This window comes from Kribbella sp. NPDC058693 (assembly GCF_042715335.1).
Taxonomy (GTDB): Bacteria; Actinomycetota; Actinomycetes; order Propionibacteriales; family Kribbellaceae; genus Kribbella; species Kribbella jiaozuonensis.
Genome location: NZ_JBHXSQ010000005.1, coordinates 80,193 through 106,268, shown reverse-complemented (window position 1 = coordinate 106,268; position 26,076 = coordinate 80,193). Strand labels below are relative to the sequence as shown.

General features: G+C 68.1%; 28 protein-coding genes. 21 read left to right on the top strand and 7 right to left on the bottom strand.

What is annotated here, in order from left to right; translation table 11 throughout:
• Positions 1-101: 101 nt before the first annotated feature.
• Positions 102-497: a hypothetical protein gene (locus tag ACFWUU_RS34770; RefSeq protein ID WP_380182158.1), complete on the top strand. Its 396-nt coding sequence runs from the start codon at positions 102-104 to the stop codon at positions 495-497.
• Positions 460-2,697, top strand: a complete 2,238-nt coding sequence (locus ACFWUU_RS34765) for a caspase domain-containing protein (RefSeq protein ID WP_380182155.1) — start codon at positions 460-462, stop codon at positions 2,695-2,697. Before ACFWUU_RS34770 ends, ACFWUU_RS34765 begins: the two co-directional genes overlap by 38 nt.
• Here the strand turns inward: ACFWUU_RS34765 and ACFWUU_RS34760 are convergent.
• The 4 genes from ACFWUU_RS34760 to ACFWUU_RS34745 are packed head-to-tail and all read right to left on the bottom strand — an operon-like array spanning position 2,663 to position 6,669.
• Positions 2,663-3,487 (bottom strand): carbohydrate ABC transporter permease, encoded by an 825-nt coding sequence (locus ACFWUU_RS34760; RefSeq protein ID WP_380182892.1) that lies wholly within the window; start codon positions 3,485-3,487, stop codon positions 2,663-2,665. The two genes, ACFWUU_RS34765 and ACFWUU_RS34760, sit on opposite strands and share 35 nt — an antisense overlap.
• Entirely contained in the window at positions 3,487-4,431 is a 945-nt protein-coding gene (locus tag ACFWUU_RS34755) for a carbohydrate ABC transporter permease (protein WP_380182152.1), read from the bottom strand. The genes ACFWUU_RS34760 and ACFWUU_RS34755 overlap by 1 nt, the downstream gene beginning before the upstream one ends.
• Positions 4,428-5,714, bottom strand: coding sequence for an ABC transporter substrate-binding protein (locus ACFWUU_RS34750; protein WP_137259209.1), 1,287 nt, complete (start codon positions 5,712-5,714; stop codon positions 4,428-4,430). The genes ACFWUU_RS34755 and ACFWUU_RS34750 overlap by 4 nt, the downstream gene beginning before the upstream one ends.
• A gap of 4 nt (positions 5,715-5,718) precedes the next feature.
• Positions 5,719-6,669 (bottom strand): carbohydrate kinase family protein, encoded by a 951-nt coding sequence (locus ACFWUU_RS34745; protein ID WP_380182149.1) that lies wholly within the window; start codon positions 6,667-6,669, stop codon positions 5,719-5,721.
• A 126-nt stretch (positions 6,670-6,795) separates the two neighbouring features.
• Between ACFWUU_RS34745 and ACFWUU_RS34740 the strand changes: the two genes are divergently transcribed.
• The 14 genes from ACFWUU_RS34740 (at position 6,796) to dprA (ending at position 18,059) form a co-directional block, all read left to right on the top strand.
• Positions 6,796-7,548 carry a DeoR/GlpR family DNA-binding transcription regulator gene (locus ACFWUU_RS34740; RefSeq protein ID WP_380182147.1) on the top strand — a complete coding sequence of 251 codons (753 nt, stop codon included), beginning with the start codon at positions 6,796-6,798 and terminating at the stop codon, positions 7,546-7,548.
• Positions 7,545-8,897, top strand: coding sequence for a 6-phospho-beta-glucosidase (locus ACFWUU_RS34735; protein ID WP_137259206.1), 1,353 nt, complete (start codon positions 7,545-7,547; stop codon positions 8,895-8,897). The genes ACFWUU_RS34740 and ACFWUU_RS34735 overlap by 4 nt, the downstream gene beginning before the upstream one ends.
• A gap of 174 nt (positions 8,898-9,071) precedes the next feature.
• Positions 9,072-9,596, top strand: coding sequence for a 30S ribosomal protein S16 (rpsP, locus tag ACFWUU_RS34730; RefSeq protein ID WP_137259205.1), 525 nt, complete (start codon positions 9,072-9,074; stop codon positions 9,594-9,596).
• A gap of 5 nt (positions 9,597-9,601) precedes the next feature.
• A complete protein-coding gene (locus ACFWUU_RS34725; protein WP_134111728.1) occupies positions 9,602-9,853 on the top strand; it encodes an RNA-binding protein in 252 nt (83 codons plus the stop codon).
• Positions 9,854-9,947: 94 nt separating this feature from the next.
• Positions 9,948-10,490 (top strand): ribosome maturation factor RimM, encoded by a 543-nt coding sequence (rimM, locus tag ACFWUU_RS34720; RefSeq protein ID WP_380182145.1) that lies wholly within the window; start codon positions 9,948-9,950, stop codon positions 10,488-10,490.
• A complete protein-coding gene (gene trmD / locus ACFWUU_RS34715) occupies positions 10,480-11,676 on the top strand; it encodes a tRNA (guanosine(37)-N1)-methyltransferase TrmD (RefSeq protein ID WP_380182143.1) in 1,197 nt (398 codons plus the stop codon). The genes rimM and trmD overlap by 11 nt, the downstream gene beginning before the upstream one ends.
• 205 nt (positions 11,677-11,881) lie before the next feature.
• Positions 11,882-12,241 carry a 50S ribosomal protein L19 gene (gene rplS / locus ACFWUU_RS34710; RefSeq protein ID WP_130449271.1) on the top strand — a complete coding sequence of 120 codons (360 nt, stop codon included), beginning with the start codon at positions 11,882-11,884 and terminating at the stop codon, positions 12,239-12,241.
• 145 nt (positions 12,242-12,386) lie between these two features.
• Positions 12,387-13,016: a signal peptidase I gene (lepB, locus tag ACFWUU_RS34705; RefSeq protein ID WP_233715186.1), complete on the top strand. Its 630-nt coding sequence runs from the start codon at positions 12,387-12,389 to the stop codon at positions 13,014-13,016.
• Complete coding sequence (gene lepB, locus ACFWUU_RS34700) at positions 13,013-13,777, top strand: signal peptidase I (protein ID WP_380182141.1); 765 nt, start codon at positions 13,013-13,015, stop codon at positions 13,775-13,777. The genes lepB (ACFWUU_RS34705) and lepB (ACFWUU_RS34700) overlap by 4 nt, the downstream gene beginning before the upstream one ends.
• Positions 13,778-13,828: 51 nt before the next feature.
• A complete protein-coding gene (locus tag ACFWUU_RS34695; protein WP_134111609.1) occupies positions 13,829-14,530 on the top strand; it encodes a ribonuclease HII in 702 nt (233 codons plus the stop codon).
• A complete protein-coding gene (locus ACFWUU_RS34690; RefSeq protein WP_012922325.1) occupies positions 14,527-14,850 on the top strand; it encodes a DUF2469 domain-containing protein in 324 nt (107 codons plus the stop codon). Before ACFWUU_RS34695 ends, ACFWUU_RS34690 begins: the two co-directional genes overlap by 4 nt.
• 76 nt (positions 14,851-14,926) lie before the next feature.
• Positions 14,927-15,283, top strand: coding sequence for a YraN family protein (locus tag ACFWUU_RS34685; RefSeq protein WP_380182139.1), 357 nt, complete (start codon positions 14,927-14,929; stop codon positions 15,281-15,283).
• Positions 15,283-16,860 carry a YifB family Mg chelatase-like AAA ATPase gene (locus ACFWUU_RS34680; protein WP_380182137.1) on the top strand — a complete coding sequence of 526 codons (1,578 nt, stop codon included), beginning with the start codon at positions 15,283-15,285 and terminating at the stop codon, positions 16,858-16,860. Before ACFWUU_RS34685 ends, ACFWUU_RS34680 begins: the two co-directional genes overlap by 1 nt.
• The gene (dprA, locus tag ACFWUU_RS34675; protein ID WP_380182135.1) at positions 16,857-18,059 is read left to right on the top strand and encodes a DNA-processing protein DprA; all 1,203 of its coding nucleotides are present in this window, start codon (positions 16,857-16,859) and stop codon (positions 18,057-18,059) included. The genes ACFWUU_RS34680 and dprA overlap by 4 nt, the downstream gene beginning before the upstream one ends.
• A 141-nt stretch (positions 18,060-18,200) precedes the next feature.
• Here the strand turns inward: dprA and ACFWUU_RS34670 are convergent, their stop codons facing one another.
• On the bottom strand, positions 18,201-19,172 hold the full coding sequence (locus ACFWUU_RS34670) for a helix-turn-helix transcriptional regulator (RefSeq protein ID WP_380182133.1): 972 nt from the start codon (positions 19,170-19,172) through the stop codon (positions 18,201-18,203).
• A gap of 130 nt (positions 19,173-19,302) precedes the next feature.
• Here ACFWUU_RS34670 and ACFWUU_RS34665 point away from each other — a divergent pair, with 130 nt between their 5' ends.
• Together ACFWUU_RS34665 and ACFWUU_RS34660 are read left to right on the top strand one after the other, a co-directional pair.
• Complete coding sequence (locus tag ACFWUU_RS34665) at positions 19,303-19,698, top strand: RidA family protein (RefSeq protein WP_380182889.1); 396 nt, start codon at positions 19,303-19,305, stop codon at positions 19,696-19,698.
• A gap of 73 nt (positions 19,699-19,771) precedes the next feature.
• Positions 19,772-20,263 (top strand): DUF488 family protein, encoded by a 492-nt coding sequence (locus ACFWUU_RS34660; RefSeq protein ID WP_380182131.1) that lies wholly within the window; start codon positions 19,772-19,774, stop codon positions 20,261-20,263.
• A gap of 437 nt (positions 20,264-20,700) precedes the next feature.
• On the opposite strand, the gene ACFWUU_RS34655 is transcribed toward ACFWUU_RS34660, so the two are convergent.
• A complete protein-coding gene (locus tag ACFWUU_RS34655) occupies positions 20,701-22,332 on the bottom strand; it encodes an APC family permease (protein ID WP_137259196.1) in 1,632 nt (543 codons plus the stop codon).
• Positions 22,333-22,468: 136 nt separating this feature from the next.
• Here ACFWUU_RS34655 and ACFWUU_RS34650 point away from each other — a divergent pair, with 136 nt between their 5' ends.
• Both ACFWUU_RS34650 and ACFWUU_RS34645 read left to right on the top strand, forming a co-directional pair.
• Positions 22,469-23,410, top strand: a complete 942-nt coding sequence (locus ACFWUU_RS34650) for a tyrosine recombinase XerC (RefSeq protein ID WP_380182129.1) — start codon at positions 22,469-22,471, stop codon at positions 23,408-23,410.
• 78 nt (positions 23,411-23,488) lie between these two features.
• Positions 23,489-23,968 (top strand): Rrf2 family transcriptional regulator, encoded by a 480-nt coding sequence (locus tag ACFWUU_RS34645; protein ID WP_130449293.1) that lies wholly within the window; start codon positions 23,489-23,491, stop codon positions 23,966-23,968.
• A gap of 28 nt (positions 23,969-23,996) precedes the next feature.
• On the opposite strand, the gene ACFWUU_RS34640 is transcribed toward ACFWUU_RS34645, so the two are convergent.
• Positions 23,997-24,746 carry a peptidoglycan DD-metalloendopeptidase family protein gene (locus tag ACFWUU_RS34640; RefSeq protein WP_380182126.1) on the bottom strand — a complete coding sequence of 250 codons (750 nt, stop codon included), beginning with the start codon at positions 24,744-24,746 and terminating at the stop codon, positions 23,997-23,999.
• A 301-nt stretch (positions 24,747-25,047) separates the two neighbouring features.
• On the opposite strand from ACFWUU_RS34640, the gene rpsB reads away from it, so the two are divergent.
• The coding region (gene rpsB, locus ACFWUU_RS34635) for a 30S ribosomal protein S2 (protein WP_380182124.1) at positions 25,048-26,076 on the top strand (1,029 nt) is incomplete at its 3' end.

Sequence of the window (26,076 nt, the reverse complement as noted above, 5' to 3'; positions counted from 1 at the left end):
CAGCGCACGATCCAGTTCCCGAAGCCTACGTTGTCACGCCTTGTCGTCGAAGCAGGACGACGGCATTGTGTAAACGTCGGCCTGGGGGTGTGGGAGGGGCGATGGGGGACAGCATTGTGAGCGGGGTCTTGGTGGGGGTCACCGAGGACGGGGCGGACGACGCACGGCTCGAGGAGCTGGCGCTGCTGCTGCGGCAGGAGTTGCTGGTGCTCGACGTACGCGCGGTCGAACCGTTGCGCGACGGTGAGGCGCCGGACGGCACCCGTGGTGCTCTGGCCGCGGTGGCAGGTGTGCTGAGCGTTTCGCTGGCGCCGGGTCTGCAGGTGCTCGGTTCGGTCGTTGCCGTCGTGCGCGAGTGGCTCGGTCGAGTCGGTGACGGGCGGACGGTCAAGCTGACCATCGACGGCGACGTGATCGAGCTGACCCGGGCGAGCGGCGACATGCAGCAGCAGCTGGTCGATGCCTTCGTACGACGGCACGCCGGGGCGGACGGGTGACATGGACGGCTCGCGTATCGCGCTCGTGGTGGCGAACGACCAGTACGACGATCCCGGTCTGAAGCGACTGGTCGCACCGGCGCAGGACGCGGCCGCGCTGGCCGGCGTACTCGCGGATCCGGCGGTCGGTGGGTTCGAGGTCCAGGTACTGCAGAACGCGCCGGCGCAGGACATCCGGTTCGCGGTCGAGGACTTCTTCGCCGATCGCAATCCGGAAGACCTGCTGTTGCTGCATTTCTCCTGCCACGGGTTGAAGAATTCGGCCGGCGAACTGTTCCTGGCGGTCGCCGACACCAAACCCGCCCGGCTCGCGTCAACCGCGGTGGCCGCGGACTTCGTCAACCGGCAGATGGCCGACAGCCGGGCGCAGCGGATCGCGTTGTTCCTGGACTGTTGCTACGGCGGTGCGTTCCCGCGCGGCATGGTCGTACGGGCGGCCGGTGAGGCACAGGTGCAGGACGCATTTGCCAAGCAGGCTGACGTCGGCGGCGGTCGCGGGCGCGTGGTGATCACCGCGTCGAGCGCGATGGAGTATGCCTTCGAGGGCGGCCAGCTGGCGTCGGATGCGTCGAAGCCGGCACCGTCGGTCTTCACCGGTGCTGTGGTCGACGGACTCACGACCGGCGAGGCGGACCGGGACGGCGACGGTTGGGTCGGACTGACCGAGCTGGTCGGGTTCGTCACCGATCGGATCCATCGGGTCACGCCGAATCAGAACCCGCAGATGTGGACCTTCGGCTCACAGGGCGAGCTGCTGATCGCCCGCAGCCGGGTACGCCGGATCACACCCGCGCCGCTCGCCCCGGAGCTGACCCAGGCGATGGAGAGTCCGTTGCCAGCGGCAAGGTTCGGCGTGGTCGACTACCTGCGCGAACGTCTGTACGACGCGGACCTCGGGCAGGCATACGCCGCCTGGCAGGCGCTGCACCAGATGACCGACGACGACAGCCGCAAGGTCTCCGAGGCCGCGTCCGAGGCATTGTCGACGGCGGAACTGCGGGTCACGCCGGAGTCTGTGGACCTGACCGGCGCCACGTCTGCCGACCTCCACCTGGCCGGCCCGCCGCTTGCTTTGACGGCGGCAGCATCTCCCGGCGATCCGTGGCTGAAGCTCGAACAGGAAGGCGAAGTCATCCGGGTTCGCGCGGAGCAATCCGCTCCGGGTGTCCACGACAGCTCGGTCATCCTGGCCGGCCCGGTCGGCGAACGCGTCGTACCCGTGCGCCTGACCATCCCCGACACCGAGTCCGAGCCGCCCGCCCCACCGCCTGAACCCGAACCCGACCCCACACCGGCTCCCGTCCCAGAACCACCCCGAGCCAAACCAACCCAAGCCGCATCGCCCCAACCGGCATGGCCGCAGCCTGCACGGCCCCAAGCCGCACGGCCCGAACCTGCAGCGGCCCGAGCCGAGCGGCCGACTCCTCAACCTGTGTCCGCATCCCTGCCCGGCGAATCAGCTCTCCCGCCTTGGTGGCTGATTGCCGTACTGATCGCCGGCAGCGCAGTCCTCGTCTACCTGAACTGGCCCGGCGCGGCCTACTCCCGCAAGCTCTGGTACGACTCCAACCAAGGCTGGTACCTCTACCGAACCTGGTACGACCCCGCCATCTGGGGTGCCTTCATCGCTCTGTTCGCCGCCCTGGTCGCACGCTGGGCCGGCCCGATCGCCCTTGGCGTCGTGGTCGGCTGCGCGGTCTCCGCGATCGAAGGAGCCGCACTGATCGTCGGCGGCGGCATCTCGGCCGACGAGACCGCCGCCTGGGTACTCTCGGCCCTGATCGCGATCGTGATGTCCGTCGTACTGGTGATCGTCCTGAAGCCGGAGGTCCGCCGACTCTGGCCGGTCTGGCCCCCGGCCGCCGCGATGGTTGTTGCCGGAGGCATCTTGCTGGTGGTGAGCGCGGTCGTCCCGCACAGCGACGGCATCTCGTTCTTCAAGATCACCCCGCTGGCGCTCCTCGACCCGATCGTGGCGCTCGCGCTCGCCTGGCCGGCCCTGGCCGCGGTCGAGGCCAGGACGAAGACCTGGCTGACCGCGGCCGTGGTGACCTACTCGGTGATCAGCGCCATCGGCGGGATACCCGCCCTGACCCAGGGGCACTCGCCGGCCGACTTCCTCACCGGTCTGTTCGGCAACCTACTGATCGTCATCGGTGTGCTCATCAGCCGCGGACGGCCCCTTCCGTCGCACCCTTGATGAACTGGCGGGCGAAGATCCCGAAGATGATGACCAGTGGCACCATCGCCATCAACGCACCGGTCATCACCATGCTGTAGTCCACACCGTGCGACCGGTTCAGTGTCGACAGGGCGACCTGCAGCGTCACGTGGTCCGGGTTGGTCAGCACGATCAGTGGCCACATGTAGTCGTTCCACGAACCGACGAACGTGAAGATGCCGAGGAACGCGAGCGCCGGCCGGGCCGACGGCAGCGCGACATGCCAGTACGTGCCGAAGAACCCGCAGCCGTCCAGCGTCGCGGCCTCGATCAACTCGTCGTGGATCGAGTTCTGGAAGTACTGCCGCATCCAGAAGATGCCGAACGCGTTCGCCGCGCCGGGAATGATCAGTGCCTTCAACGACCCGACCCAGCCGAGCAACGCCATCGTCTGGAACTGCGGTACGGCGGCCAGCTGCGCCGGCAACAGCATCGTCGCGAGCAGTACGACGAACAACGCGTTCCGCCCCGGGAACCGGAACTTCGCGAACGTGAACGCCGCCAGCGAATCGAAGAACAGCACCAGCAGCGTGGTCGAGACCGCCACCGTCGCGGTGTTCGCCATCGACTGGAAGAACGCGACGTTGTCCAGCACGTGCCGGACGTTGTCGCCGAAATGCCCGCCGAACGTGAACTTCGGCGGGAACCGGTAGATGTCCGCGGTCGTGTTCGACGCCATGATGATCGTCCACACGAACGGGAACATGAACACCAGCAGCGCCAGCACGAGCGCGGCGTGCAGTGCGATCCCGCGCAGCCGGTAACGCATCATCTGTCCTCACCCCGGCCCCGGAAGATCCGCCAGTTGATTGCCGTGAACAACAACACGAGTACGAAGATGCTGAGCGCGATCGCGGCGGCTAACCCGTAGTCGTTGTCGAGGAACGCGGCCCGGTAGAAGAACAGCACCACGGTCATCCCGCTCTGCCCGGTACCGCCGCTGTTGCCGACCATCACCTGCGGCTCGGTGAACGTCTGCAGTCCGCCGATCGTCGACATGATGACGGTGAACAGTACGACGGGACGCAGCTGCGGCAGCGTGATCGAGAAGAACGTCCGTACGGCGCCGGCGCCGTCCACCTTGGCGGCCTCGTACTGGTCCTTCGGGATCGCCTGCAGACCGGCCAGGTAGATCAGCGTGTTGTACCCGACCCACTGCCACACGATCATCGTCGAGATCGCGATCTTGATCCCCCACGGCTGACCGAGCCAGTCCTGCTGCGGGATGCCGAGCGAGCGCAGCGCGGCGTTCACCAGACCGAAGTTCGTACTGAAGATCGAGCTGAAGAAGATCGCCATCGCGACCAGCGAGGTGACGTTCGGGATGAAGTACGCGATCCGGTAGACGTTGGTGAACCGGACGGCCGACTGCAGCATCACCGCGAGCAGCAGCGCGAGGACCAGCGTCGGGACCGTCGACATGAAGAACAGCACGACGGTGTTCTCGAGTGCGGTCCAGAACGTCGGGTCCTGGATCAGGAACGCGAAGTTGTCGAGCCCGGTGAACTTACGGGCGCTCAGCCCGTCCCAGCGCTGGAACGCCAGCACGATGGTCGACACCATCGGGTACAGCCCGAACACCGCGAACAACACGTAGAACGGCGACAGCGCGACGTAGAACCGCCAGTACGACCAGATCCCACGACGGGGCCGCTGACCCTTTCCGGCCAGCGGCTCCGTCGCGGCAGACGACACAGTCGCCGTACTGGTCACTGAACCCCCTGCCGCTTGGCGATCGCCTTCGCCTTGGAGACTGCGCTGGCCCAGGCGGCGTCCGAGGTCTTCGAACCGGTCTGCACGGTCTTGAGCTCGTCGTGGAACGGTGCGGCGACCGCGTCGTCGTACGGGCTCTGGTAGGCGACCGGGATCGACTTCGCGGCCGGACCGAACACGTCGATCGGCACCTGGCCGCCGAAGAACTTGTCCGCCGCCTTCAGCTGCGGCTTGTCGTACGCCGCCGGCGCGGACGGGAAGATCTGCGCGTCGGTGAACGCCTTGGCCTCGTTGTCGGCGCTGAGCATGTACTTGATCACGTCGAACGCCTTCTGCGGGTCGGCCGCGTTCTTGGTGATTGCCAGGAACGAGCCGCCGAAGTTCGCCGGTCCGCTCGGAGTCGGCGCCAGCCGCCATTTGCCGGCGCTGGTCTTCACCGCGGACTTGATGTCCAGCGCGACCCAGGCCGCGCCGATGTGGGTCGGGATCGTGCCCTGGTCGAGTCCGGCGTTCCAGTCCGGGCTGCCGCTCGGCGTCTTGCCGTCGATCTTCATCGTCATCGCCTTGACCGAGGTGTCCCACGCCTTGCGGATGTGGTCCTGGTCGCCGATGAACTTGTTGTCCTTGGAGATGTACCGCTCGGTGCCCTGGCCGACGACCATGTCGTACAGGTCGGTCGCGTCCCAGACCAGCAGCGCCTTCGGGTTCTTCGCCTTCAGCTGGACCCCGGCGGCGAAGTAGTCGTCCCAGGTCTTCAGCTGGTCGGCCACCTTGGCCGGGTCGCTGGGCAGACCGGCCGCGGCGAAGATGTCCTCGCGGTAGAACAGCCCGGTCGGGCCGACGTCGATCGGCAGACCGATCACCTTGCCGTCCAGCGTGGTGGCCTGGTTGACCTTCCACTCCAGGTAGTCGCCGAGGACCGAGTCCGCGCCGACGCTCTTCAGGTCCACGAACCGCGACGCCTGCGGCAGCAGCGAGGCGATGTCCTCGCCCTTGATGCCGGTGATGTCCGGGATGCCGGTACCGCCGTTGAACGTGGTGACCAGCTTCTGCTTGAAGTCACCGCCGATCTCGGAGTACTTGATCTTCGGGTCCGGGAAGTGCGCGATCGTGTCGTCGAGGACCGACTTGCCCAGACCGCCCGGCCAGCACCACATGGTCAACTCGGTGGTGGTGTTCTTCTTGGCCGTCGACCCGGTGTCCATCCCGGACGAGCAGCCGACGAGCGTGCCACCGGCTACGGCTGCGAAGCCCCCGAGCAAGGTCCGACGTGAGAGCTCCATGGTTCTACCTTCCTGAGTTTGCGCTGATCAGCGCGTGGAGGTGTTGGTCTTCGGGGTGCGCGGCCTGCCAGTCCGCGAGGTCGTCCCAGCGCGGTGCCGCGTCCGCACCGCCGAGCCGGGTGACTGACAGCGCCGCGGTGAGCGCGGCGAACCGCAGCCGCTGCTCCAGCGGCAGCTCCCAGAGCGTGGCGGCGATGAAGCCGGCGGCGAACACATCACCCGCCCCGGTGGTGTCCGCCGCCGAGACCGGATACGCAGGTACGGCGATGCGCTGGCCGGTGACGGCGTCAAGGGCCTCCGCGCCGTCAGCGCCCTTCGACACCACGACCAGCGGGACCTTCTCCGCCAGTACTTCGAGTGCGTCGCCAGGTGACGTCGTACGGGTGTAGGCCATCGCTTCGTCGGCATTCGGCAGGAACACGTCGCAGTGCTCGAGCTGGTCGAGCACCGCCGGGTCCCACTGCTCGGACGGGTCCCAGCCGACATCGGCGAACACCACGCTGCCGGCCGCCTTCGCCTTCGCCAGCCACTCGTTGCGCCAGGGTCCGATGTGGGCGGCGACGGCTCGGGTGGTCGGCAGCGTGGTGATCAGCTCGTCGGCCGACAGCAGGGGGTCCGACCCACGCGTCACCAGAGCCCGATCGTTGTCATAGGCAAGGGCAACGGTCAGCGGGGTCTGCCAGCCGGCGAGTCTGCGGGACAGGGTCAGATCGATGCCCTCGTCGTCGACGAGCCGGCGCCAGACGCGGTCGCCGAGGTCGTCCGCGCCGAATACGGCGGCCATCCCGGTCCGCAGGCCGAGCCGGGCCAGCGCGACCGCGAAGTTCGCGATGCCGCCGGGGCTCTCGTGCGACTCGGTGGCCCAGACCTCGGTACCCGGACGCGGGGCAGTGGGCAGGCCGAGCACCAGGTCCTGGAAGACCAGACCGGACACCAGTACGTCCAGTTCGTGCATGGTCAGCACACTCCTGCAGGGTCGATCAAACTCGTGCATGAATCTAAAGTCGGTTGCGCAAGATCCGCAATACCTGATCAATGATTTGACTGAGAATGACGGAGTTTGCGTGATACCGTCTGCGATGTGTTGCCGAAGCAGCGACAGGATCAGATCGTCCGCGCGCTCCGGGCCGATGGGGCCGGGGGCGTGAAGGTGCTTGCCAGCAAACTCGGCGTCAGTGAGGCGACCATCCGGCGCGATCTGGAGCAGCTGCACGCCGAGGGCCGGCTGACCAGGGTGTACGGCGGTGCGCTCGCCGTCGACGGCGGCGACGAGCCGTTCGCGGACGTCAACGCCGTACATGCCGAGGAGAAGGACCGGATCGCCCGCCGCGCTGCCGAACTGGTCCACGACGGCGAGTCCGTCCTGCTGGACATCGGTACGACGGCACTCCGGGTCGCGCAGCACCTGCACGGGCGCTCGTTGACCGTGGTGACCAGCAACCTCGCAGTACTCGAAGAACTGCAGAACGACGAGCAGATCGAGCTGATCGTGCTCGGTGGATTCGTACGGCGCAGTTACCGGTCCTTGGTCGGATACTTGACCGAGGAGAGCCTGCGGCAGATCCACGTCGACTGGCTGTTCCTGGGGACGAGCGGGGTGCGGCCGGACGGCCGGGTGATGGACAGCACGATGATCGAGGTGCCGGTCAAGCGGGCGATGATCAAGGCGGCCGACCAGGTCGTGCTGCTGGCGGACAGGACGAAGTTCCCGGGCCATGGGGTGGCCCGGGTGTGTGAGCCGGGGGAGCTCTCCATGGTGGTGACCGAGCCAGGCGCCGACGAGGCAACCCGGACCCAACTGACTGAGGCGGGAGTACAGGTGGTGCTGGCATGAGGCTGACGATCCTGGGCGGGGGCGGCTTCCGGGTTCCGCTCGTGTACCACGCACTGCTCGGCGACCGCGGCGCCGGAAGGATCACCGACGTGGTCCTCTACGACACCGATCGCACCCGCCTCGGAGCCATCGGCGCCGTTCTGCGTCAGCAGGCGGCCAGCACTGAGCATCCGCTGCCGCCTCCGGTGGTGACGGAGACAACGGACCTGGACGAAGCCCTGCGTGGCGCCGACTTCATCTTCTCGGCCATCCGGGTCGGCGGTCTCGAGGGCCGCACCATCGACGAGCGGGTCGCGCTGGGCCTCGATGTACTCGGTCAGGAGACGGTTGGCGCCGGTGGGATCGCGTACGGCCTGCGGACCCTGCCTGTGGCTTTGAAGATCGCTCAGCGGATCGCAGCGGTCGCACCGGAAGCGTGGACGATCAACTTCACCAACCCGGCCGGCATGGTGACCGAGGCGATGATCCCGGTCCTCGGCGACCGGGTGATCGGCATTTGCGACTCACCGTCGGGGCTGGGGCGCCGGGCGGCGCTGGCGCTCGGAGTGGACCCGTCGACCGCGTTCTACGACTACGCGGGCCTCAACCACCTCGGCTGGCTTCGCGGTCTGCGGTCCGGCGGTGTGGATCGGCTGCCTGACCTGCTGCAGTCCGACGACGCGCTGAGCTCCTTCGAGGAGGGTCGGCTGTTCAGTCCGGATTGGCTGCGGTCGATCGGCTCGATCCCGAACGAGTACCTGCACTATTACTACTTCGCCCGCGAGACGTTGGCCGCCGTACAGGCTGTGCGGCAGACGCGGGGCACGTTCCTGCTGGAGCAGCAGTCCGCGTTCTACGCCGAGACCGGGAAGCACCCGGAGCAGGCGCTCGAGCTGTGGCAGAAGACGCGGGCCGAGCGCGAGTCGACGTACGGCGTGGAGAGCCGTGAGGTCGCGGACGCGGGGGAGCGGGACGAGCGCGACATGGAGGCAGGCGGCTACGAGCAGGTCGCGCTGTCGCTGATGCGGGCGATCGCGCACAACGAGCGGGCCTCGCTGATCCTGAATGTGCGGAACCGCGGCGTACTGCATCATCTGGACGACGACGCGGTGGTGGAGATCCCGTGCACTGTGGACGCCAACGGTGCGCTGCCGGTGGCTGTGTCCCAGCTCACCGACCACCAGGCCGGTCTGGTCTGCTCGGTGAAGGCCGTCGAGCGCTCCACGATCGAGGCGGCCACGACGGGCTCGAAGTCCGCCGCGCTGAAGGCTCTCGCCTATCACCCGCTCATCGACTCGGTGACGGTGGCGCGTAGCCTCCTGGATACGTACGTCGAGAGCCTGCCGGACCTCGCCTACCTCCGCGCCTGACGCCGATTGGTATCCGGCGCGCCGGATCTGGCACAATGGCCTGCTGAGTCCGTCCAGGTTCGTGCAGCCCTCTAACTCCACTGCCCGGCCGGCCCATCCGAGCGGTCACCCCGTTGTCCCCACGACGACCCGTGCTGCTCACCCAGACGTAATTCCGAGGGAGACCACCCGAAAGTGGCAGTCAAGATCCGTTTGAAGCGCATCGGCAAGAAGCGCACCCCGCACTACCGCATCGTCGTCATGGATGCCCGCACCAAGCGGGACGGCCGGGCGATCGAGGAGATCGGCATCTACAACCCGAAGACCGAGCCCTCGTTCATCCGGGTCGAGTCGGAGCGGGCGCAGTACTGGCTGGGCGTCGGCGCGCAGCCGAGCGAGGCCGTCGAGGCGATCTTCAAGGCCTCCGGCGACTGGCAGAAGTTCAAGGGCGAGGCCGCTCCGGCGCCGCTCCGCGTCGCCGAGCCGAAGCGGGACAAGCAGGAGATCTTCAACGAGGCGCTGGCCGAGGCCCACGGCTCGCTGAAGACCGAGGCGGTCACCGCGAAGAAGTCCGCGGCGAAGAAGACCGCTGACAAGCCGGCCGAGAAGAAGGACGACGCCGCCGCCGAGGCCAAGGCCGAGGAGGCCCCTGCCGCCAAGGCCGAAGAGGCTCCCGCGGCCAAGGCTGACGAGGCGCCGGCCGAGACCACCGAGGCCTGACGATGATGGAGACCGAGGCGCTCGAGCACCTGGTCCGAGGCATCGTGGACAACCCCGACGACGTCAGTGTCCGGTCCCGGAACCTGCGCCGCGGCCGCACCCTCGAGGTGCACGTCCACCCCGACGACATCGGCAAGGTGATCGGCCGCAACGGCCGGACCGCCACCGCGATCCGTACCGTCGTCGGCGCCCTCAGCTCCGAGTCCTCGCTGCGCATCGACTTCGTCGACGAGTTCAACCGGCGCCCGCGCCGCTGAGCTCAGCAGTCCTTCGAAGGGCCGCACCCGGTCTGGGGTGCGGCCCTTCGTCCTATTCTTCCCTCAGTTGAACTCCCGAGAAGGGTTTGTGCAGGTGCTGGTTACTGTCGGGCGGATCGGCCGCGCGCATGGGATCAAGGGCGAGGTCGGCATCGACGTGCGGACCGACGAGCCGGACCGCCGGTTCGCCGACGGCGCGACGTTGGTGACGGAGGCCAAGGTGTCCCGCACGCTGACGGTGGCCTCGAGCCGCTGGCACAGCGGGCGGCTGCTGGTGAAGTTCGCCGAGGTGCCGGACCGGACCGCTGCCGAGCAGCTGCGCAACCTGGTCGTGCAGGCCGAGATCGACGAGGACGAGCGCCCCGAGGACCCGGACGAGTACTACGACCGCGAGCTGATCGGCCTCGCCGTCCGCACCACTGACGGCGCCGACGTCGGTGAGGTGATCGACGTGGTCCACCTCCCGTCGCAGGATCTCCTGGAGATCCGTCGTCCCGCGGGAAACGCCGTACTCGTCCCGCTGGTCGAGGAGCTGGTCCCGGAGCTCAACCTGGAGAAGCAGTACGTCGTCGTGGCCGACCGGCCCGGTCTGCTGGACCCGGAGGGCGCCGAGGTGGTCCCGACCGATGAGGCTTGACGTCGTCACGATCTTCCCGGAGTACCTGGCTGCCCTGGATGTCTCCCTGGTCGGCAAGGCCGCCAAGAGCGGCCTCCTGGACGTCCACCTGCACGACCTGCGGGAGTGGACCCACGACCGCCACCGGACCGTCGACGACACCCCGTACGGCGGGGGAGCGGGCATGGTGATGAAGCCGGAGCCGTGGGGTCTCGCGCTCGACGCGATCGCTCCTGCTGATGGTCCGGCTCAGCCGCGGCTGATCGTGCCGACTCCGGCGGGGCGGCCGTTCACCCAGGAGCTCGCGTACGAGCTGGCCGCCGAGCCGTGGCTAGCCTTCGCCTGCGGCCGGTACGAAGGCATCGACGCGCGCGTGGCGTCGTACGCGGGTGAGCGGATGCGCGTGGATGAGGTGTCGATCGGCGACTACGTGCTGAACGGCGGTGAGGTCGCCGTACTCGTCATGGTCGAGGCAGTAGCTCGCCTGCTGCCCGGCGTCATCGGCAACCCGGAGTCCCTCGCGGAGGAGTCGCACTCGGGCGACGGCCTGCTGGAGTACCCGGTCTACACGAAGCCGACGAGCTGGCGCGGGCACGACGTACCTGAGGTGCTGCTGTCCGGGAACCACGGGCTGATCGCCGATTGGCGCCACGAGGAGTCAGTACGACGTACTGCGGAACGCCGGCCGGACCTGCTGGCGGCGTGGGGCGATGTACTGGCGGGCAAGGACGACTCCGACGCCGTACGCATCCTCCCGGCCACTGCGGCCGACGCGGGCGAGATCCACGTGCTGCAGCTGGCCGCTTTCCTGTCCGAGGCGCGGCTGTACGACGACTACACGCTCCCGCCGCTGACAGCGGACGTCGCCGACACAGCGGACCGCCTGGAGCGCCCTATGGCCCTCAAGGCGGTGGCCGGTGCCCGCATCGTCGGATCCGTCCAGCTGACTCTTGACGGCGCGCTGGGGCACATCGAGCGGCTCGTCGTCGCCCCCGACTGGCAGGGACGTGGGCTCGGCGCCCGCCTGCTCCGAGCTGCCGAGCAGTTGGCGCCGGCCGACGTCACGTCGTACGCCCTGAACACCGGTGCGCAGAGCGACCGCAACCTCGCCCTGTACCGGAAGGCGGGCTACCGTGAGAGCCACCGGGAGGCCCAGACGCCGAAGGTCGATCTGGTCTACCTGACCAAACGCCGTCGCCGAAAGTGACGGTGGTCACGCCGGGGTCACGCTCACCCTGCGCTGATCGAACGGGCGGATTTCGTCACGGTGCGGGGCGTGTGGCAAGATTGTCTGCTGCTGCCCTTCGGTGCTCCTGCCACAGGGGGTGACCACCGACCGGCAGCCTTCTGATGACTTCATCACCACCGACATTCGTGGGTGACCTGTGGCACGCGCGAGGAAGAGACACCTGATGAGCAACATCCTGAATGAGCTCGACAACGCGAGCAAGCGTGACGACATCCCCGCTTTCCGGCCCGGCGACACCGTCAACGTGCACGTCAAGGTCGTCGAGGGCAACCGGTCCCGCGTCCAGGTGTTCAAGGGTGTCGTGATCCGGCGCCAGGGTGGCGGCCTGCAGGAGACCTTCACGGTCCGCAAGGTCAGCTTCGGCGTCGGCGTCGAGCGGACCTTCCCGCTGCACACCCCGATCGTCGAGAAGATCGAGGTCGTGACCCGCGGCGACGTCCGCCGCGCCAAGCTGTACTACCTGCGCGAGCTGCGCGGCAAGGCGGCGAAGATCAAGGAGAAGCGCGAGATCCCGGCCTCCTGACGCCGCGTAACGACGACCGTCTCCTATGGCGCCGAGCACCGCGACTCGAGCTCGCCCTCGCCCGGTAGCCACGAGGGCACGTCGCAGCAAGGGACGTCACCGCAGGCTGAAGCAGCGGAATCCGCTGCTCAGCCTGCTCGTCGAGATGAGCACCGTCACGGTGCTCGCGCTCGTCATCACCGTGGTCCTGCGGCTGTTCGTCGCGGAGGCGTTCTACGTCCCGTCGGAGTCGATGTACGACACGCTGACCAAGGACGACCGGATCCTGGCCGAGAAGATCAGCTACCTGCACCGGGACGTCGACCGCGGCGACATCATCGTGTTCAAGGACCCGGGCAACTGGCTGAACGAGGCCCAGACCCAGCCCGGGACCTTCCGCCGGATCGGTGAGTTCGTCGGCATCCTGCCCCGCAGCGGCGAGGGTCACCTGGTCAAGCGGGTGATCGGCATCGGCGGCGACCGGGTGATCTGCTGCAACAAGCAGGGCCAGATCACCGTCAACGGGATCGCGCTGGACGAGCGCGAGTACCTGCTCAAGGACGCCAAGCCGTCCGAGGTGCCGTTCAACGTGCTGGTGCCGGCCGGCCATCTGTGGGTGATGGGGGACAACCGCGCCGAATCCGCCGACTCGCGTGCCCATATGGGCGGCCCCGGTGGCGGATTCGTGCCGGTCGAGAACGTGGTTGGCCGGGCCTGTTGCGTAATCTGGCCGTCTGACCGGATGACGATGCTGCGTCCTCCGGAAACCTTCAAGAAGCCGGGGCTGAAGAAGTGACCGATACACCGACCAAGACGGACCCCAAACCCGCCCATCGTTCGGGCTTCGGGGCTGCAGCCCGGGAGTTCGTGCTGATCGTGGTCGGGGCCCTGATCGTCTCGTCGATCCTGCGGGCGTTCGTCGGGCAGATGTTCATCATCCCGAGCGAGTCGATGGAGAACACGCTGCTGGTCGGTGACCGGGTCGTGGTGGAGAAGCTCACCGACGTCAAGCGTGGCGACGTGGTCGTGTTCGAGGACCCGGGCGGCTGGCTCGGCCCGGAGGAGAGCGGCCAGAAGCGCGGCTCGGTCGGCCGGTTCTTCGAGATCGTCGGCCTGCTGCCGGATTCCAGCCACGGTCACCTGATCAAGCGCCTGATCGGCATGCCCGGCGACAAGGTCGCCTGCTGCGACTCCAAGGGCCGCCTGCTGGTGAACGGTCAGCCGCTCGACGAGACGAAGTACCTGTATCCGGGCGATGCCCCGTCCCAGATGGAGTTCCAGGTCACCGTCCCGGCCGGCCGGATCTTCGTGATGGGCGACCACCGGTCCGCCTCCGGAGACTCCCGTGTGCACCTGCAGGACCTCGACGCGAACGGCGGCAACCAGGGCGACGCGGCGTTCGTGCCGCTCGACAAGGTCACCGGACGGGCGATCGCGATCGTCTGGCCGGCGGGTCGCTGGAGCAAACTCGGCGTACCCGACACGTTCAAGGCGGTCCCGGCCCCCGGCCCGGCGCCGAACAAACCTTCGATATCGCTCACGCCACCACCTAAGTGAGAACCTGTCGCCTCTGACGCCTAGGGTGAGTTGTGTGATGCGGAGGGCTGAATGAGCGCGTTGCCGCGCGGTAGCACGGTACGGCGAGACGCCGGCTTGTACGGGTACGAGCGTGCCCTGCGCCGCGTCGGCCTGGATCCGATCGCCGGTGTCGACGAGGCCGGTCGCGGGCCGTGTGCGGGCCCGCTGGTGGCGGCTGCGGTGATCCTGCCGGAGGGCAAACGGGGTCAGATCCCCGAGCTGGCCGACTCCAAGCTGCTGACCGCCAAGGCGCGGGACCGCTGCTACGAGGAGATCCGCAAGCGGGCCCTGGCCTGGTCGGTGGTCTCGATCGAGGCCGCCGAATGCGACCGGCTCGGCATGCACGTCGCGAACGTGGAGGCGCTCCGCCGGGCGCTGTTCCGCCTCGACGTGCGCCCGTCGTACGTGCTGACCGACGGGTTCGGTGTCGACGGTCTCGGCGTACCGGGACTGGCGATCTGGAAGGGTGACCGCGTGGCGGCTTGTATCGCAGCCGCCTCCGTGATCGCCAAAGTGACCCGGGACCGGGTGATGCAGCACTGGGACACCGTGTACCCGCAGTACGGGTTCGCGATCCACAAGGGGTACTGCACGCCCGAACACCAGGCGGCACTGGACGAATACGGCCCGTGCCCGCAACATCGACGGCGGTTTGAGAATGTCCGCCGCAGTCTGCGGCCCGATATGGGACAGAATGTGACCAGTCCCACCGGAGTGGAGAGCAATCGATGAGTGCCGATGACCTCGAGAAGTACGAGACCGATATGGAGCTGCAGCTCTATCGGGAGTACAAGGACGTCGTCGGGATCTTCAAGTACGTGGTGGAGACCGAGCGGCGGTTCTACCTCTGCAACGCGGTCGACCTGAAGGTGCGCACCGAGGGCGGCGACGTGTACTTCGAGGTGACGATGGCCGACGCGTGGGTGTGGGACGTCTACCGGTCGGCCCGGTTCGTGAAGAACGCCAAGGTCGTCACCTTCCGCGACGTCAACATCGAAGAGCTCGCGAAGTCCGACCTGGAAGTCCCGAAGGACTCCGACTTCGGTCGCTGAGTTTTTCCACATTCTGAAGCGGAGGCCCGTTTCGATGGCCTGATCCCGGCATCTTCTCTGCCGGAGGTGGACATCGATGCGGACCAGGAACACCGTCGGACGGTACGGCGAGGATCTCGCCGTGAGGTATCTCAGCGAGCACGGTTTCGCTGTGCTCGAGCGTAACTGGCGCTGCGAGCTCGGCGAGATCGACATCGTCGCGCGCGAAGGCGACACGCTCGTCGTCTGTGAGGTGAAGACCCGGCGCGGGCTCAACTACGGGAGCCCGCTGGAGTCGATCACCTACCGGAAGCTGGCCACGCTCAGGAAGCTCTCCGGCCGCTGGTTGCAGGCCCATCAGCTCAAACCGGCGGCGATCCGGATCGACGTCGTCGGCGTGCTGTTCGACCACAACACGCCACCCACCGTGGACCACGTGCGAGGTGTGGCCTGATGGCGCTCGCACAGACCTGGTCCGTCGCACTGGTCGGTCTGGAAGGCCATCTCGTCGAAGTCGAGGCCGACATCGCCCAAGGCCTGCCGAAGACGACCCTGATCGGTCTCCCCGACACATCCCTGTCCGAAGCCCGCGACCGCGTCCGCGCGGCTGTGGTCAACAGCGGTGAGCGATTCCCTGACCGCAAGGTCACCATCGGGCTCTCACCTGCCACGCTGCCCAAGACCGGCTCGCATTACGACGTCGCCATCGCCCTGTCACTCCTCACAGCGGCCGGCGTCGTCGATCGCGGTGCTCTCCGTCAGACGGCGATCATCGGCGAGCTCGGCCTCGACGGCCGCATCCGCGAGGTCCGCGGCGCTCTGGCGATGACCCTGGCGGCTGCCCGAGCCGGCTTCCACCGGATCGTCGTACCAGACCTCAACGTCGGCGAAGCACGCCTCGTCCCAGGCATCGAGGTGTACGGCGCACGCTCGCTGCGTCAGGTCCTCGCCCTACTCCGCGGGACCGAGGTCCCCGACGAGGCGCCACCCCGCGCCGAGCCACGCCTCGTGTCGGAGTCGCTGACCCGAGTCCCAGCGGTCGATCTCGACGACGTCATCGGCCAGCGCGAAGGCCGCCGCGCCATCGAAGCGGCGGCGGCCGGTGGCCATCACCTGTTCCTGCACGGGCCGCCCGGCTCTGGCAAGACCATGCTCGCCGAACGCCTCGCCGGGCTGATGCCCGACCTCAGCACGGACGACTCGCTCGAGGTATCGGCCGTGCACTCACTCGCCGGCCTGCTCACCAACGACGCCGAGCTCGTCGTCCGGCCACCGTTCATTGCGCCGCACCACACAGCCTCCCTTGCCAGCCTCGTCGGCGGGGGCTCAGGTGTGCCGAGGCCCGGTGCAATCAGCTGCGCCCATCGCGGCATCCTGTTCATCGACGAGGCGCCCGAGATGCATCCGCTCACGCTCGACACCCTGCGACAGCCGCTCGAGTCCGGGATGGTCGAGGTCCATCGAGCCGCCGCGGTCGCGAAGTTCCCGGCCCGCTTCATGCTCGTGCTGGCCGCGAACCCGTGCCCCTGCGGCCTGTCCGGCACCAACCAGGGCATCTGTAGCTGCACGCCGCAGGTCCTGGCTCGCTACCGCCAACGGATCAGCGGCCCGATCAAGGACCGCCTCGACATCCAGCGCCAGATCCTCCCGGCGGCGCGCACCATCACCGACGGCGAACCTGCGGAGTCGACCGCCACCGTTGCCGACCGGGTGCAGCTCGCCCGCGACCGCCAGGCGCATCGATACCGCGATACCGCCTGGACCCTCAACAGCGAAGTCCCCGGACCTGTTCTGCGCCGCGAGCACCCGATCGACGACGCCAGCCAGAAACTCCTCGAAGACCATTACGCCGCCGGCCGCCTCACGGCCCGAGGTTTCGACCGAGTAGTCCGCTTGGCCTGGACCCTCACCGATCTGGCCGGTCTGACGACGCCCACCACCGACCAGACCCACGAAGCCTTCCAACTCCGTTCCGGCGAGTCGCTGACGCCGCTCGCCGATGTCCGCTCCCTCAAAGGACTCCCCGCATGATCACGAACACCACACTCACCTGTGCGGAAGCCGGCTCCGGGGGAGGCGACGGCGGTAGCCCGGTTGTTGCTGGCGGCAACGGCGATGAAGAACGGCTGGCCCGGGCCGGTCTGTCCCGCGTGATCGAGCCGGGAGACCTTGCCGCGCTGAAGGTGTTCGACGGGCTGCCGGCGGTGGAGATCTGGGATCGCCTCCAGCAGAACGCGCCCGGCCTGGAGCGCTGGTCCACCCGGCTCGCCGACGCCAACCCTCACCGCGACCTCGAGCGAGCTGCGACCGCCGGAGCCAGGTTCGTGATTCCCGGCGACGACGAATGGCCGGACCAGGTCGAGATCCTCGAGGAGGCCGGACAGCTGACCCGCCGCGCGGGCGTCCCGTTCGGCCTGTGGGTCCGCGGACAAGCCAACCTCCGCCAATCCCTGACTCGTGCGGTCTCGGTGGTCGGTGCCCGCGCCTGCTCGTCGTACGGCGAACACGTCGCCACCGAGCTCTCCGCCGGCCTGGCCGAGGCCGGTGTGACTGTGGTATCGGGTGGCGCATTCGGCATCGACGCGGCTGCCCATCGCGGCGCGCTCGCAGTTCCCGGGACGACGATCGCCGTCCTCGCCTGCGGTGTCGACGTCAGCTACCCGAAACGCAACTCAGCCCTGTTCAGCCGTGTCGCCGAGGCGGGTCTGGTGGTTGCCGAGCTCCCTCCCGGGTGTTCGCCGACCAAGCTCCGCTTCCTCGCCCGCAACCGCCTGATCGCCGCGGCCACCCAGGGCACGGTCGTCATCGAAGCCGCCATCCGCAGCGGCGCCCTCAACACCGCCGGCTGGGCCGAACAATGCGGCCGCGCCGTACTCGCCGTGCCCGGCCCCGTCACCTCCCGCATGTCCGCCGGCAGCCACCTCCTGGTCCGCGAACGCAACGCCGTACTGGCCACCAACGTCGCCGACATCATCGAAGCAATCTCCCCGTACGGCAGCGGCCTCACCCAACCCCCACGAGCCCCCCAATCCCTCACCGACACCCTCGACGCCGACCTACAACGCACCCTCGACGCCGTCCCCGTCCACCACCCCGCCCCCGCCACCCGCATAGCCGTCACCGCAGGCCTGGACCTCCCCACCACCCAACAATCCCTAGAAGCCCTGACAGCCCTAACCCTCATAACCCAAACCCCAACCGGCTACCACCTATCACCCCCACCCACCTAGCGCACCCCGCCCACTCCACGCGCCTGACCCACTCCGGCGGGCGTGCCCCGCTCCACCGGCCTGACCACCACCCCACCCGCCCTTCGTCCGGAGCGGCGGCTCTGGGTCCGCTTCGGCTTCGGTTGGTGCTGGTGGCAACTGTTAGGAGGGTGGGGCGTAGCGGGTGGCGATTGTGGTGGCTCGGGTGTGGAGGGTGGTGCGTAGGGACTGGGGTGCTAGGACTGCGTTGGTGGCGAGTTGCCAGAGGGCCCACTCGGCATGGCGTGTGTCTTGGAAGGTGACCTCGAGGCGCAGCCAGCCGTCTGGATCGACCTCGTCCGCAGTGACGGCTAGCACGGTGAGCATGAGATCCTCCCGCCGTGCTGGGTTGACGCGCAGGAGCACGGTGATCTGGTCGCCGCCGGTTCGGAAGTTTGTGCTGCGTTCCTGCCAGGTGCGCTGCAGATCAACCCGATCCGATCGTTGCGCGGGTTCCTCGAGTTCCTCAGCGGCGAGCACCCGCGACAGCCGATACGTGCGGTCCTCGCCAGACCTCGTGGCCAGCAAGTAGCCCTGGTCTCGTACGGTAACCAGCCCGATCGGGTCCACCGTGCGCCACCTCGGAGCCTGATCCACGGCCGCGTAGTGGATCCGCAGCTTGTGCCCGGCGAACACAGCGCTCCGGATCTCGGCCGCGACGGCGTCCGACACCTCCTCGACGACCTGCCGACGCGAGAGAAGATCGGTATCCGGGTCGATCAACAACCGCTGTACTGCGCCGGCCGCCGTGTCCCGATATCCCTCTGGCAAGGCGTCAACCACCTTCAACATGGCCGAAGCGAGCGCCGAGCCAAGTCCGAACACCTGCGCTCCGCGGCGCGATCCGGCGACGAGCAACGCGAGCGCCTCGTCGTTGTTCAGTCCGGTGAGCTCCGTCTGGAAACCAGGCAGCAACTCGAACCCGCCGTACCTCCCGCGTTCGGCATAAACAGGCACGCCCGCCGCGGACAGAGCCTCGATGTCGCGCAGCACTGTGCGGATGGACACTTCCAGCTCGCGAGCGATCGTCGGCGCGGACAGCCGACCGCGTTGGCGCAGCAGCAGGACCAGTGAGACCAACCGGTCGGCGCGCATCCGAAGACTCTACCGCCATACACGACACGAGATGTCGTGATTCGTTGGGAGGCTTTCAGTACGACGTGGGCCGGCTGCTGGGCCGGTCGGCCTACGTACTGTCGATCAATCGAATGGAGCGGATGTGGCTGTGGAGCGAACGACCGTCAACCCGTGGACGTGGTCGCTGGAGCTTGGGTACAACCAGGGCGAGATCGTCTCCGGGCAGACCCGGACGCTGTACTGCGCCGGTCAGACCGCGATGAGCGGCGACGGCAAGCCCGAGCACGACGGTGACATGGCGGCACAGTTGGCGCTGAGCCTCGACAACCTTGAGGCCGTTCTCGGTGACGCGGGTATGTCCCTGGCGAACCTCGTCCGACTCAACGTGTACTCGACGGACATCGAGCTACTGTTCCAGCACTACGGAGTGCTGGCGGCGCGGTTAGGTGCTGCCGGGGTGGCACCGCCGACCACGATGCTCGGCGTGACACGACTCGCGATCCCCACGCTGATGGTCGAACTCGAGGGGACGGCTGTCGGGTGAATTCGTTGCTAGGCACAAGCGACGGGCTGATGCGGGCGTCGTCGTGCCCTCGGCTGGCGGTGCGTGATTTCCGGTGCTGAGGGTGGTGACGATCGGCGTCTACGGGTTCGACTGGGCGTCGTTTCTCCACCGGCTGCGGGACGCCGACGTCCGGTTGCTGCTCGACGTGCGCCAGCGGCGCGGTGTGCGGGGGGCTGAGTACGCCTGGGCGAACTCGCGTCGGCTGCAGGCGGCTCTGGCAGATGCGGGGATCGCTTACGAACATCACCCTGAACTCGCGCCAACCACCGAACTGCGGACGCTTCAGTACGCCGAGGATGATCGCCAAGGGGTGGGCAAGCGTTCACGCCGCGAACTCGCAGCCGAGTACATCCAGCGCTACACCACCGAGATCCTCGACGACGCTGACCTCACCTCAATCGTCTCAGCACTGCCGACCAACGGGACCGCGGCCCTCTTATGTATCGAGGCCGAGCCCGCGGCCTGCCATCGCTCCCTGATCACCGAACGACTGACCAAACAGCACGACATCCCGACCGAGCACCTGCGCCCACCCGCCCGTTGACCGCACCGGCCGAGCGAACAGCGGTCTCCTGATCAGGCACCTGGCCCCTCCCGTTGATCGCGCATCGGCCAAGCGACCAGCCGGCGATGTCCCGCGCGGTGATCGCGTACGGCCAGCTGGTCCCGCGCGGCCTCGGGCGCGCTCCCTGGGTGGGTAGCTGAGGCCCGAAAGGCGGCGCCGCCTCGGGCCCGGAGCCAATGGCGCGGTGGGCGGGACATCCCTGACCAGCCTGGCGTCATGATCGAGCTCCCGCGTCCCCTGTGGTGCGTGGACTTCGGCGCGTGCTCAGGATGCGCATCTCAGCACTTGCTCGCCGGCGAGCAAGTGCTGCAGGTGGGGAACTGCGGAGCGGGTAGAGGGCCGTGGCGTGGGTGGCGCGGGTACAGCGATTGGGGCACCGCGGAGTGGCTGGAACAGCGTGCTGCAGGTGGGGTGGGTTAGTTGCGCATGTGTTTGCCGCGGGTGGGTTTTGGGGGGTGTTGCTGGTCGGGTGGGGTGCGGATGGCTCGGAGTTCGCGGTCGGGGTCGGGGCGGATGGCTTGTAGGCCGCCGGTGCCGGGGTCGGTGTCGCCCAGGTCGAAGTCCCAGCTGTCTTCGTTGGCCAGGCGGCTGTGCCAGCGGCCGTAGAGGGCGTAGATCGCGATGCCGATGACCATCCAGACGCCGAACTTGGTCCAGGTGCTCGTTTTGAGGTTGAGCATCAGCCATACCGTCGCGGCCAGCGACAGCAGCGGGATCAGCGGGACCATCGGGACCCGGAAGCCGCGTTCGAGGTTGGGTTCGGAGCGACGGAGGGTCAATACGCCGACGGCACAGAAAGCGAAGCAGAACAGGGCGCCGATGACCAGGAGCTCTTCTAGTTCGAGGACCTTCGGGTAGAGCGTGAGTGCGAGCGCGGCGAGACCTGCGAAGGCTGCGGCGCGGGCAGGGGAGGAGTACACCCGGCTGACCCGGCCGAGGCTCTTCGGCAGCAGGCCGTCACGACCCATGTTGAACAGGACGCGGCTCTGCGCGATCAGAACAACCATGATCACGGTCATCAACGCGAGCAAAGCTCCTAGGTTGACGACCTTTGCGGCCCATCCGACTCCGACCGCGGCTAATGCCTCGGAGACCGGTGCGGCTCCACCGAGCTTGCCGTACGGGCGCATGCCGACCAGGACAACCGCCATCGCGATGTACAGGATCGTCACCGCGCCGACGCCGAGCAGCATCCCTTGCGGGACAGTCTTCCGCGGGCTGCGGGCGTCTTCCGACGCGGTCGCGATCAGGTCGAAGCCGATGTACGCGAACACGATCGTGCTCGCGGCCGTGAAGATGCCCATCGTCCCGAACGAGCCGAACGACGAGTCCAGGATCCAGCCGAGCAAGGTCGGACTCGCGGTCGCGGGCGCGGCGCGGGCCGGCGGCACGAACGGGTGGTAGTTCGACATGCTGACATGCGCCGCACCGACGATCACCACGAGCAGGATCACCGCGACCTTCGCGATCACGACGACGGTCAGCACCCGCGACGACAGCTTGGTACCGGTGACGATCAGCGCGGTCAGGACCAGCAGGAGCAACGGGGCAACGAGGTTCACCTTGGCCTCGGGACCGAAGAACTGCGCTACCCCACTGGGCAGCGTGACTCCGAATCCGTCCAGCGTGGCCAGGAAGTACGCCGACCAGACGCGGGCGACGATCGCCGCCGCGGTGACGAGCTCGAGCACGAGCGCCCAACCGACCAGCCAGGCCCACATCTCGCCGAAAGTCACGTAACTGAAGGTGTACGCGCTACCGGAGACCGGGATCGTCGAGGACAGCTCGGCATAACAGGCCGCGGCCAGCACACAGACGATCGCGGCGATGACGAACGACAGGATCACTGCCGGTCCGGCGACATTGGCCGCCTGGACGCCGCTGATGCTGAAGATGCCGGAGCCGATCATCACGCCCAGGCCGAGTACGACCAGGTCGCGACGACCGAACAAGCGCGGCAGACGGTGCCGCGCGTCCTCGACTCGAGTGAACGCCGACTCGACCGGCAGGCGCCGGCCTACGGTCTGTCCGTTCGCTGAGGGGGCCATGGTCAGGGGTGCCTCCGTTGCTACTAGGGCAATCGGGCCGAACAGTAGTCGACCGTCGGGTTATCGACCAGACCTCCTCTCGCCGGTCTCCGCGCGGTGGCTTGCGATGCCGGGTCGCCTCACGCATCGTCGTGGCATGACGCCGGACGATGTCAGCGGGAACCCTTCCTGGCCGGAAGGTTTCACTCAGTTACTGGCTGACTACGAACGGCATCTGACGGCGGAAAGAGATCTCAGCACTCACTCGGTCAGAGCCTACATCGGGGATGTCGCGGATTTACTCGAACATTTGATTCGGCTTGGTCACGATGATCTGGGCGGGCTGGACATCCGGGGGCTGCGGTCCTGGCTGGCCAAACAGCAAAGTCTGGGGAAATCCCGCAGCACCATGGCTCGGCGGGCCACGGCCGCAAGGGTGTTCACGGCCTGGGCGCAGCGGACCGGGCGGATCGGTACGGATCCGGGAGCATTGCTCGCCAGCCCCAAGCCGCACAAAACCCTGCCGGGCGTGCTCGGCCAGGCGGACACGCGAGCTGTCCTCGATGCGGCAGCCGTTGCCGCCGCCGACGGAAGTCCGGTCGGGCTGCGTGACCTCGCGATCATGGAACTCCTGTACGCGACCGGGATCCGGGTCGGCGAGCTGTGCGCGCTCGACGTCGATGACATCGACCGGTCGCGTCGCGTCGTCCGCGTGTTCGGCAAGGGCCGCAAGGAACGGTCGGTGCCGTACGGCGTACCGGCCGGGGAGGCGCTCGAGCGATGGCTGGCCGAGGCGCGGCCGAAGCTGGCGCGCGAGGGAAGCGGACCGGCCGCGTTCCTCGGCGCTCGTGGTGGCCGGATCGATCAACGAGCGGTACGGCGGATGGTGCACGAGCGGATCGCGGTCGTCGACGCACCGGATCTGGGTCCGCACGGGTTGCGGCATACGGCGGCCACGCATCTTCTCGAAGGTGGGGCAGACCTTCGGAGCGTGCAGGAACTGCTCGGGCACGCGTCGTTGGCGACGACGCAGGTCTACACCCACGTCTCCAGCGATCGGCTGCGGAAGGCCTACCAGCAGGCGCATCCGCGCGCTTGACCACGAGACCCGGCTCAGAACGGGTCTGTCTGCGGGGGATGCGGCGCGCGGGTGGCCGGATGCGGCAGACTGCGGGACATGCGGGTTTCGGCGAAGTCTGACTATGCGTTGCGAGCTCTGATCGAGATCACCCAACGGTGGGTGGCCGACGACCCTTCGGTCGTGTCGGCCGAGGAGCTCAGCCGGGCGCAGGGCATTCCGCACGGCTTCCTGCAGGGCATCCTCGCCGACCTGCGCCGGGCCGGTGTGCTCTCCAGCCAGCGTGGACAGTCGGGTGGGTGGCGGCTGGCCGTCGACCCCAACGACATCTCCGTCGCCGACGTGATGCGCGCGGTGGACGGTCCGATCGTGAGCATCTCCGGTGTCCGGCCGGAGAGCGTTTCGTACAACGAACATGCGGTGGTCCTCCAACGGGTCTGGATCGCGGCGCGCGCCAGCCTGCGCGACGTACTCGAGAACACGACGTTGATCGATCTCGCCAAGAACAAGCTCCCGGCGGGCGTCGAACGCCGCTCGAAGGACGAGGACGCCTGGCAGGCCCGCGTCCCCGGCAGCTGATCGGCTGAGCCGGGCGCACCTGTGGCGGCTACTCGCGTCTGATCAGCAGGCCGGCGGTGAGGGTGAGGGCTGCCGTCGCCGCGATGATCAGCTTGGCCGTTCGCTGGTTGGTCGCAGCGGACGCCTCCGCGGCGCGGGCGCGGGCCGCCGAGGCATCCGCCGGAGCCGGAGCCGGTGGTGGGGACGGCGGTGGCTGGACTGGCGGCTGGGCTAGTGGCTGTGGTGGCGGCTGAGCTGGGGCGCCCACCGGCTGAGCTGGCTGGGCTGGGGCGCCCACCGGCTGAGCCGGCTGAGTTAGGGCGCCTATCGGCTGGGCTGGTTGTGGGAGTTGGTTTGTGAGGGGGAGTAGGCGGACCGGGCGGTTGGGTACGAGGGTCAGTGGATTCAGGTACTGCTTGCCCTGGAGTAGGCCCCAGTGCAGGCAGGTTCTCGGTAGGCAGTGCGAGCCGGCGGTGGACAGGCGGCCGATGATGGTTCCGGTCGTGACGGTGGCTCCGACCGACACCACAGGCACGACCGGCTCGTACGTCGTACGACGAGTCCCGGTGGTAATCGTGATGATGCCGCGGCCGGCGAGCGGTCCGGCGTACGTGATCGTGCCGGGAGTTGCCGCGAGGACGGGTTGGCCGGGGTGGCCGGCGAGGTCGATGCCGCGGTGGCCGGGGAGCCACGGTTTCGCGGGCAGTTCGAAGCCATGCACCACCTCCGGGCGGGGCTGGAGTGGCCAGTCGGAGGCGGTGGCGGGCAGGATGGCGAGGGAGAGCAGGGCGAGGTTCATGCCAGGGAAGATGCCGTTGTCGGCACCGGCCGCGGACCCGCTCGAGCGGGATTGTGGATAACCAGGGCCGGTTCGCGTTGCCCGCGGGTGGTCACGTACACTTCCGGTGGCGCCCCATCTAGGTGGGGCGACTACGCATGCCCGCACAAACTGTGACGATCCTCGGTCCCGGAGTTACTTCGGGTGGACCGGCGCGACGGGCATCAGGCACAGCGCACCACCCGGTGCGTGGTGAGACAACCGAGATACGCGCCGACCCGGAAGAGCACCCGGGAAAGCGTGACAGGAGACCCACACAATCATGGCCGTAGTCACCATGAAGCAGCTGCTCGAGAGCGGCGTGCACTTCGGGCACCAGACCCGTCGCTGGAACCCGAAGATGAAGCGCTACATCCTCACCGAGCGCAACGGCATCTACATCATCGACCTGCAGCAGTCGCTGTCCTACATCGACCGCGCGTACGAGTTCGTCCGCAGCACGGTTGCTTCCGGTGGGGCGATCCTGTTCGTCGGCACCAAGAAGCAGGCCCAGGAAGCGATCGCCGAGCAGGCGACCCGCGTCGGGATGCCGTACGTGAACCAGCGCTGGCTGGGCGGCATGCTGACCAACTTCCAGACCGTGAACAAGCGGCTCCAGCGCCTCAAGGAGCTCGAGCTCATCGACTTCGACGACGTCGCCGCCTCCGGTGTCACGAAGAAGGAGCTGCTGCAGAAGCGCCGCGAGCACGACAAGCTGCTCAAGACCCTCGGCGGTATCCGCGACATGGCCCGGGTTCCGGCCGCCGTGTGGATCGTGGACACCAAGAAGGAGCACCTCGCCGTCGACGAGGCGCGCAAGCTGAAGCTGCCGATCATCGGCATCCTGGACACCAACTGCGACCCGGACGAGGTCGACTACCCGATCCCGGGGAACGACGACGCGATCCGCTCGGTCGGCCTGCTCACCCGGGTCGTCGCCGACGCCGTCGCCGACGGCCTGATGGGCCGCTCCGGCCAGGGTGCTGCCGCGTCCGGCGAGGAGCTGGGCCAGGAGGAGCCGCTGGCCGCCTGGGAGCGCGAGCTGCTGGAGAGCCAGAACGGCACCGCCAAGACCGACGAGAAGGCCGCCCCGGCCGCCGAGGCAGCAGCCCCGGCCGCTGATGTCCTGACCGAGCCGGTCGCGACCGACGCCGTCATCGAGACCGCGCCGGAAGCCGCCGAGGCTGCCACCGAGGTCAAGGCCGAGGAGACCCCGGCCGAGGTCAAGGCCGAGGAGACCCCGGCCGAGGTCAAGGCCGAGGAGACCCCGGCCGAGGTCAAGGCCGAGGAGACCCCGGCCGAGGTCAAGGCC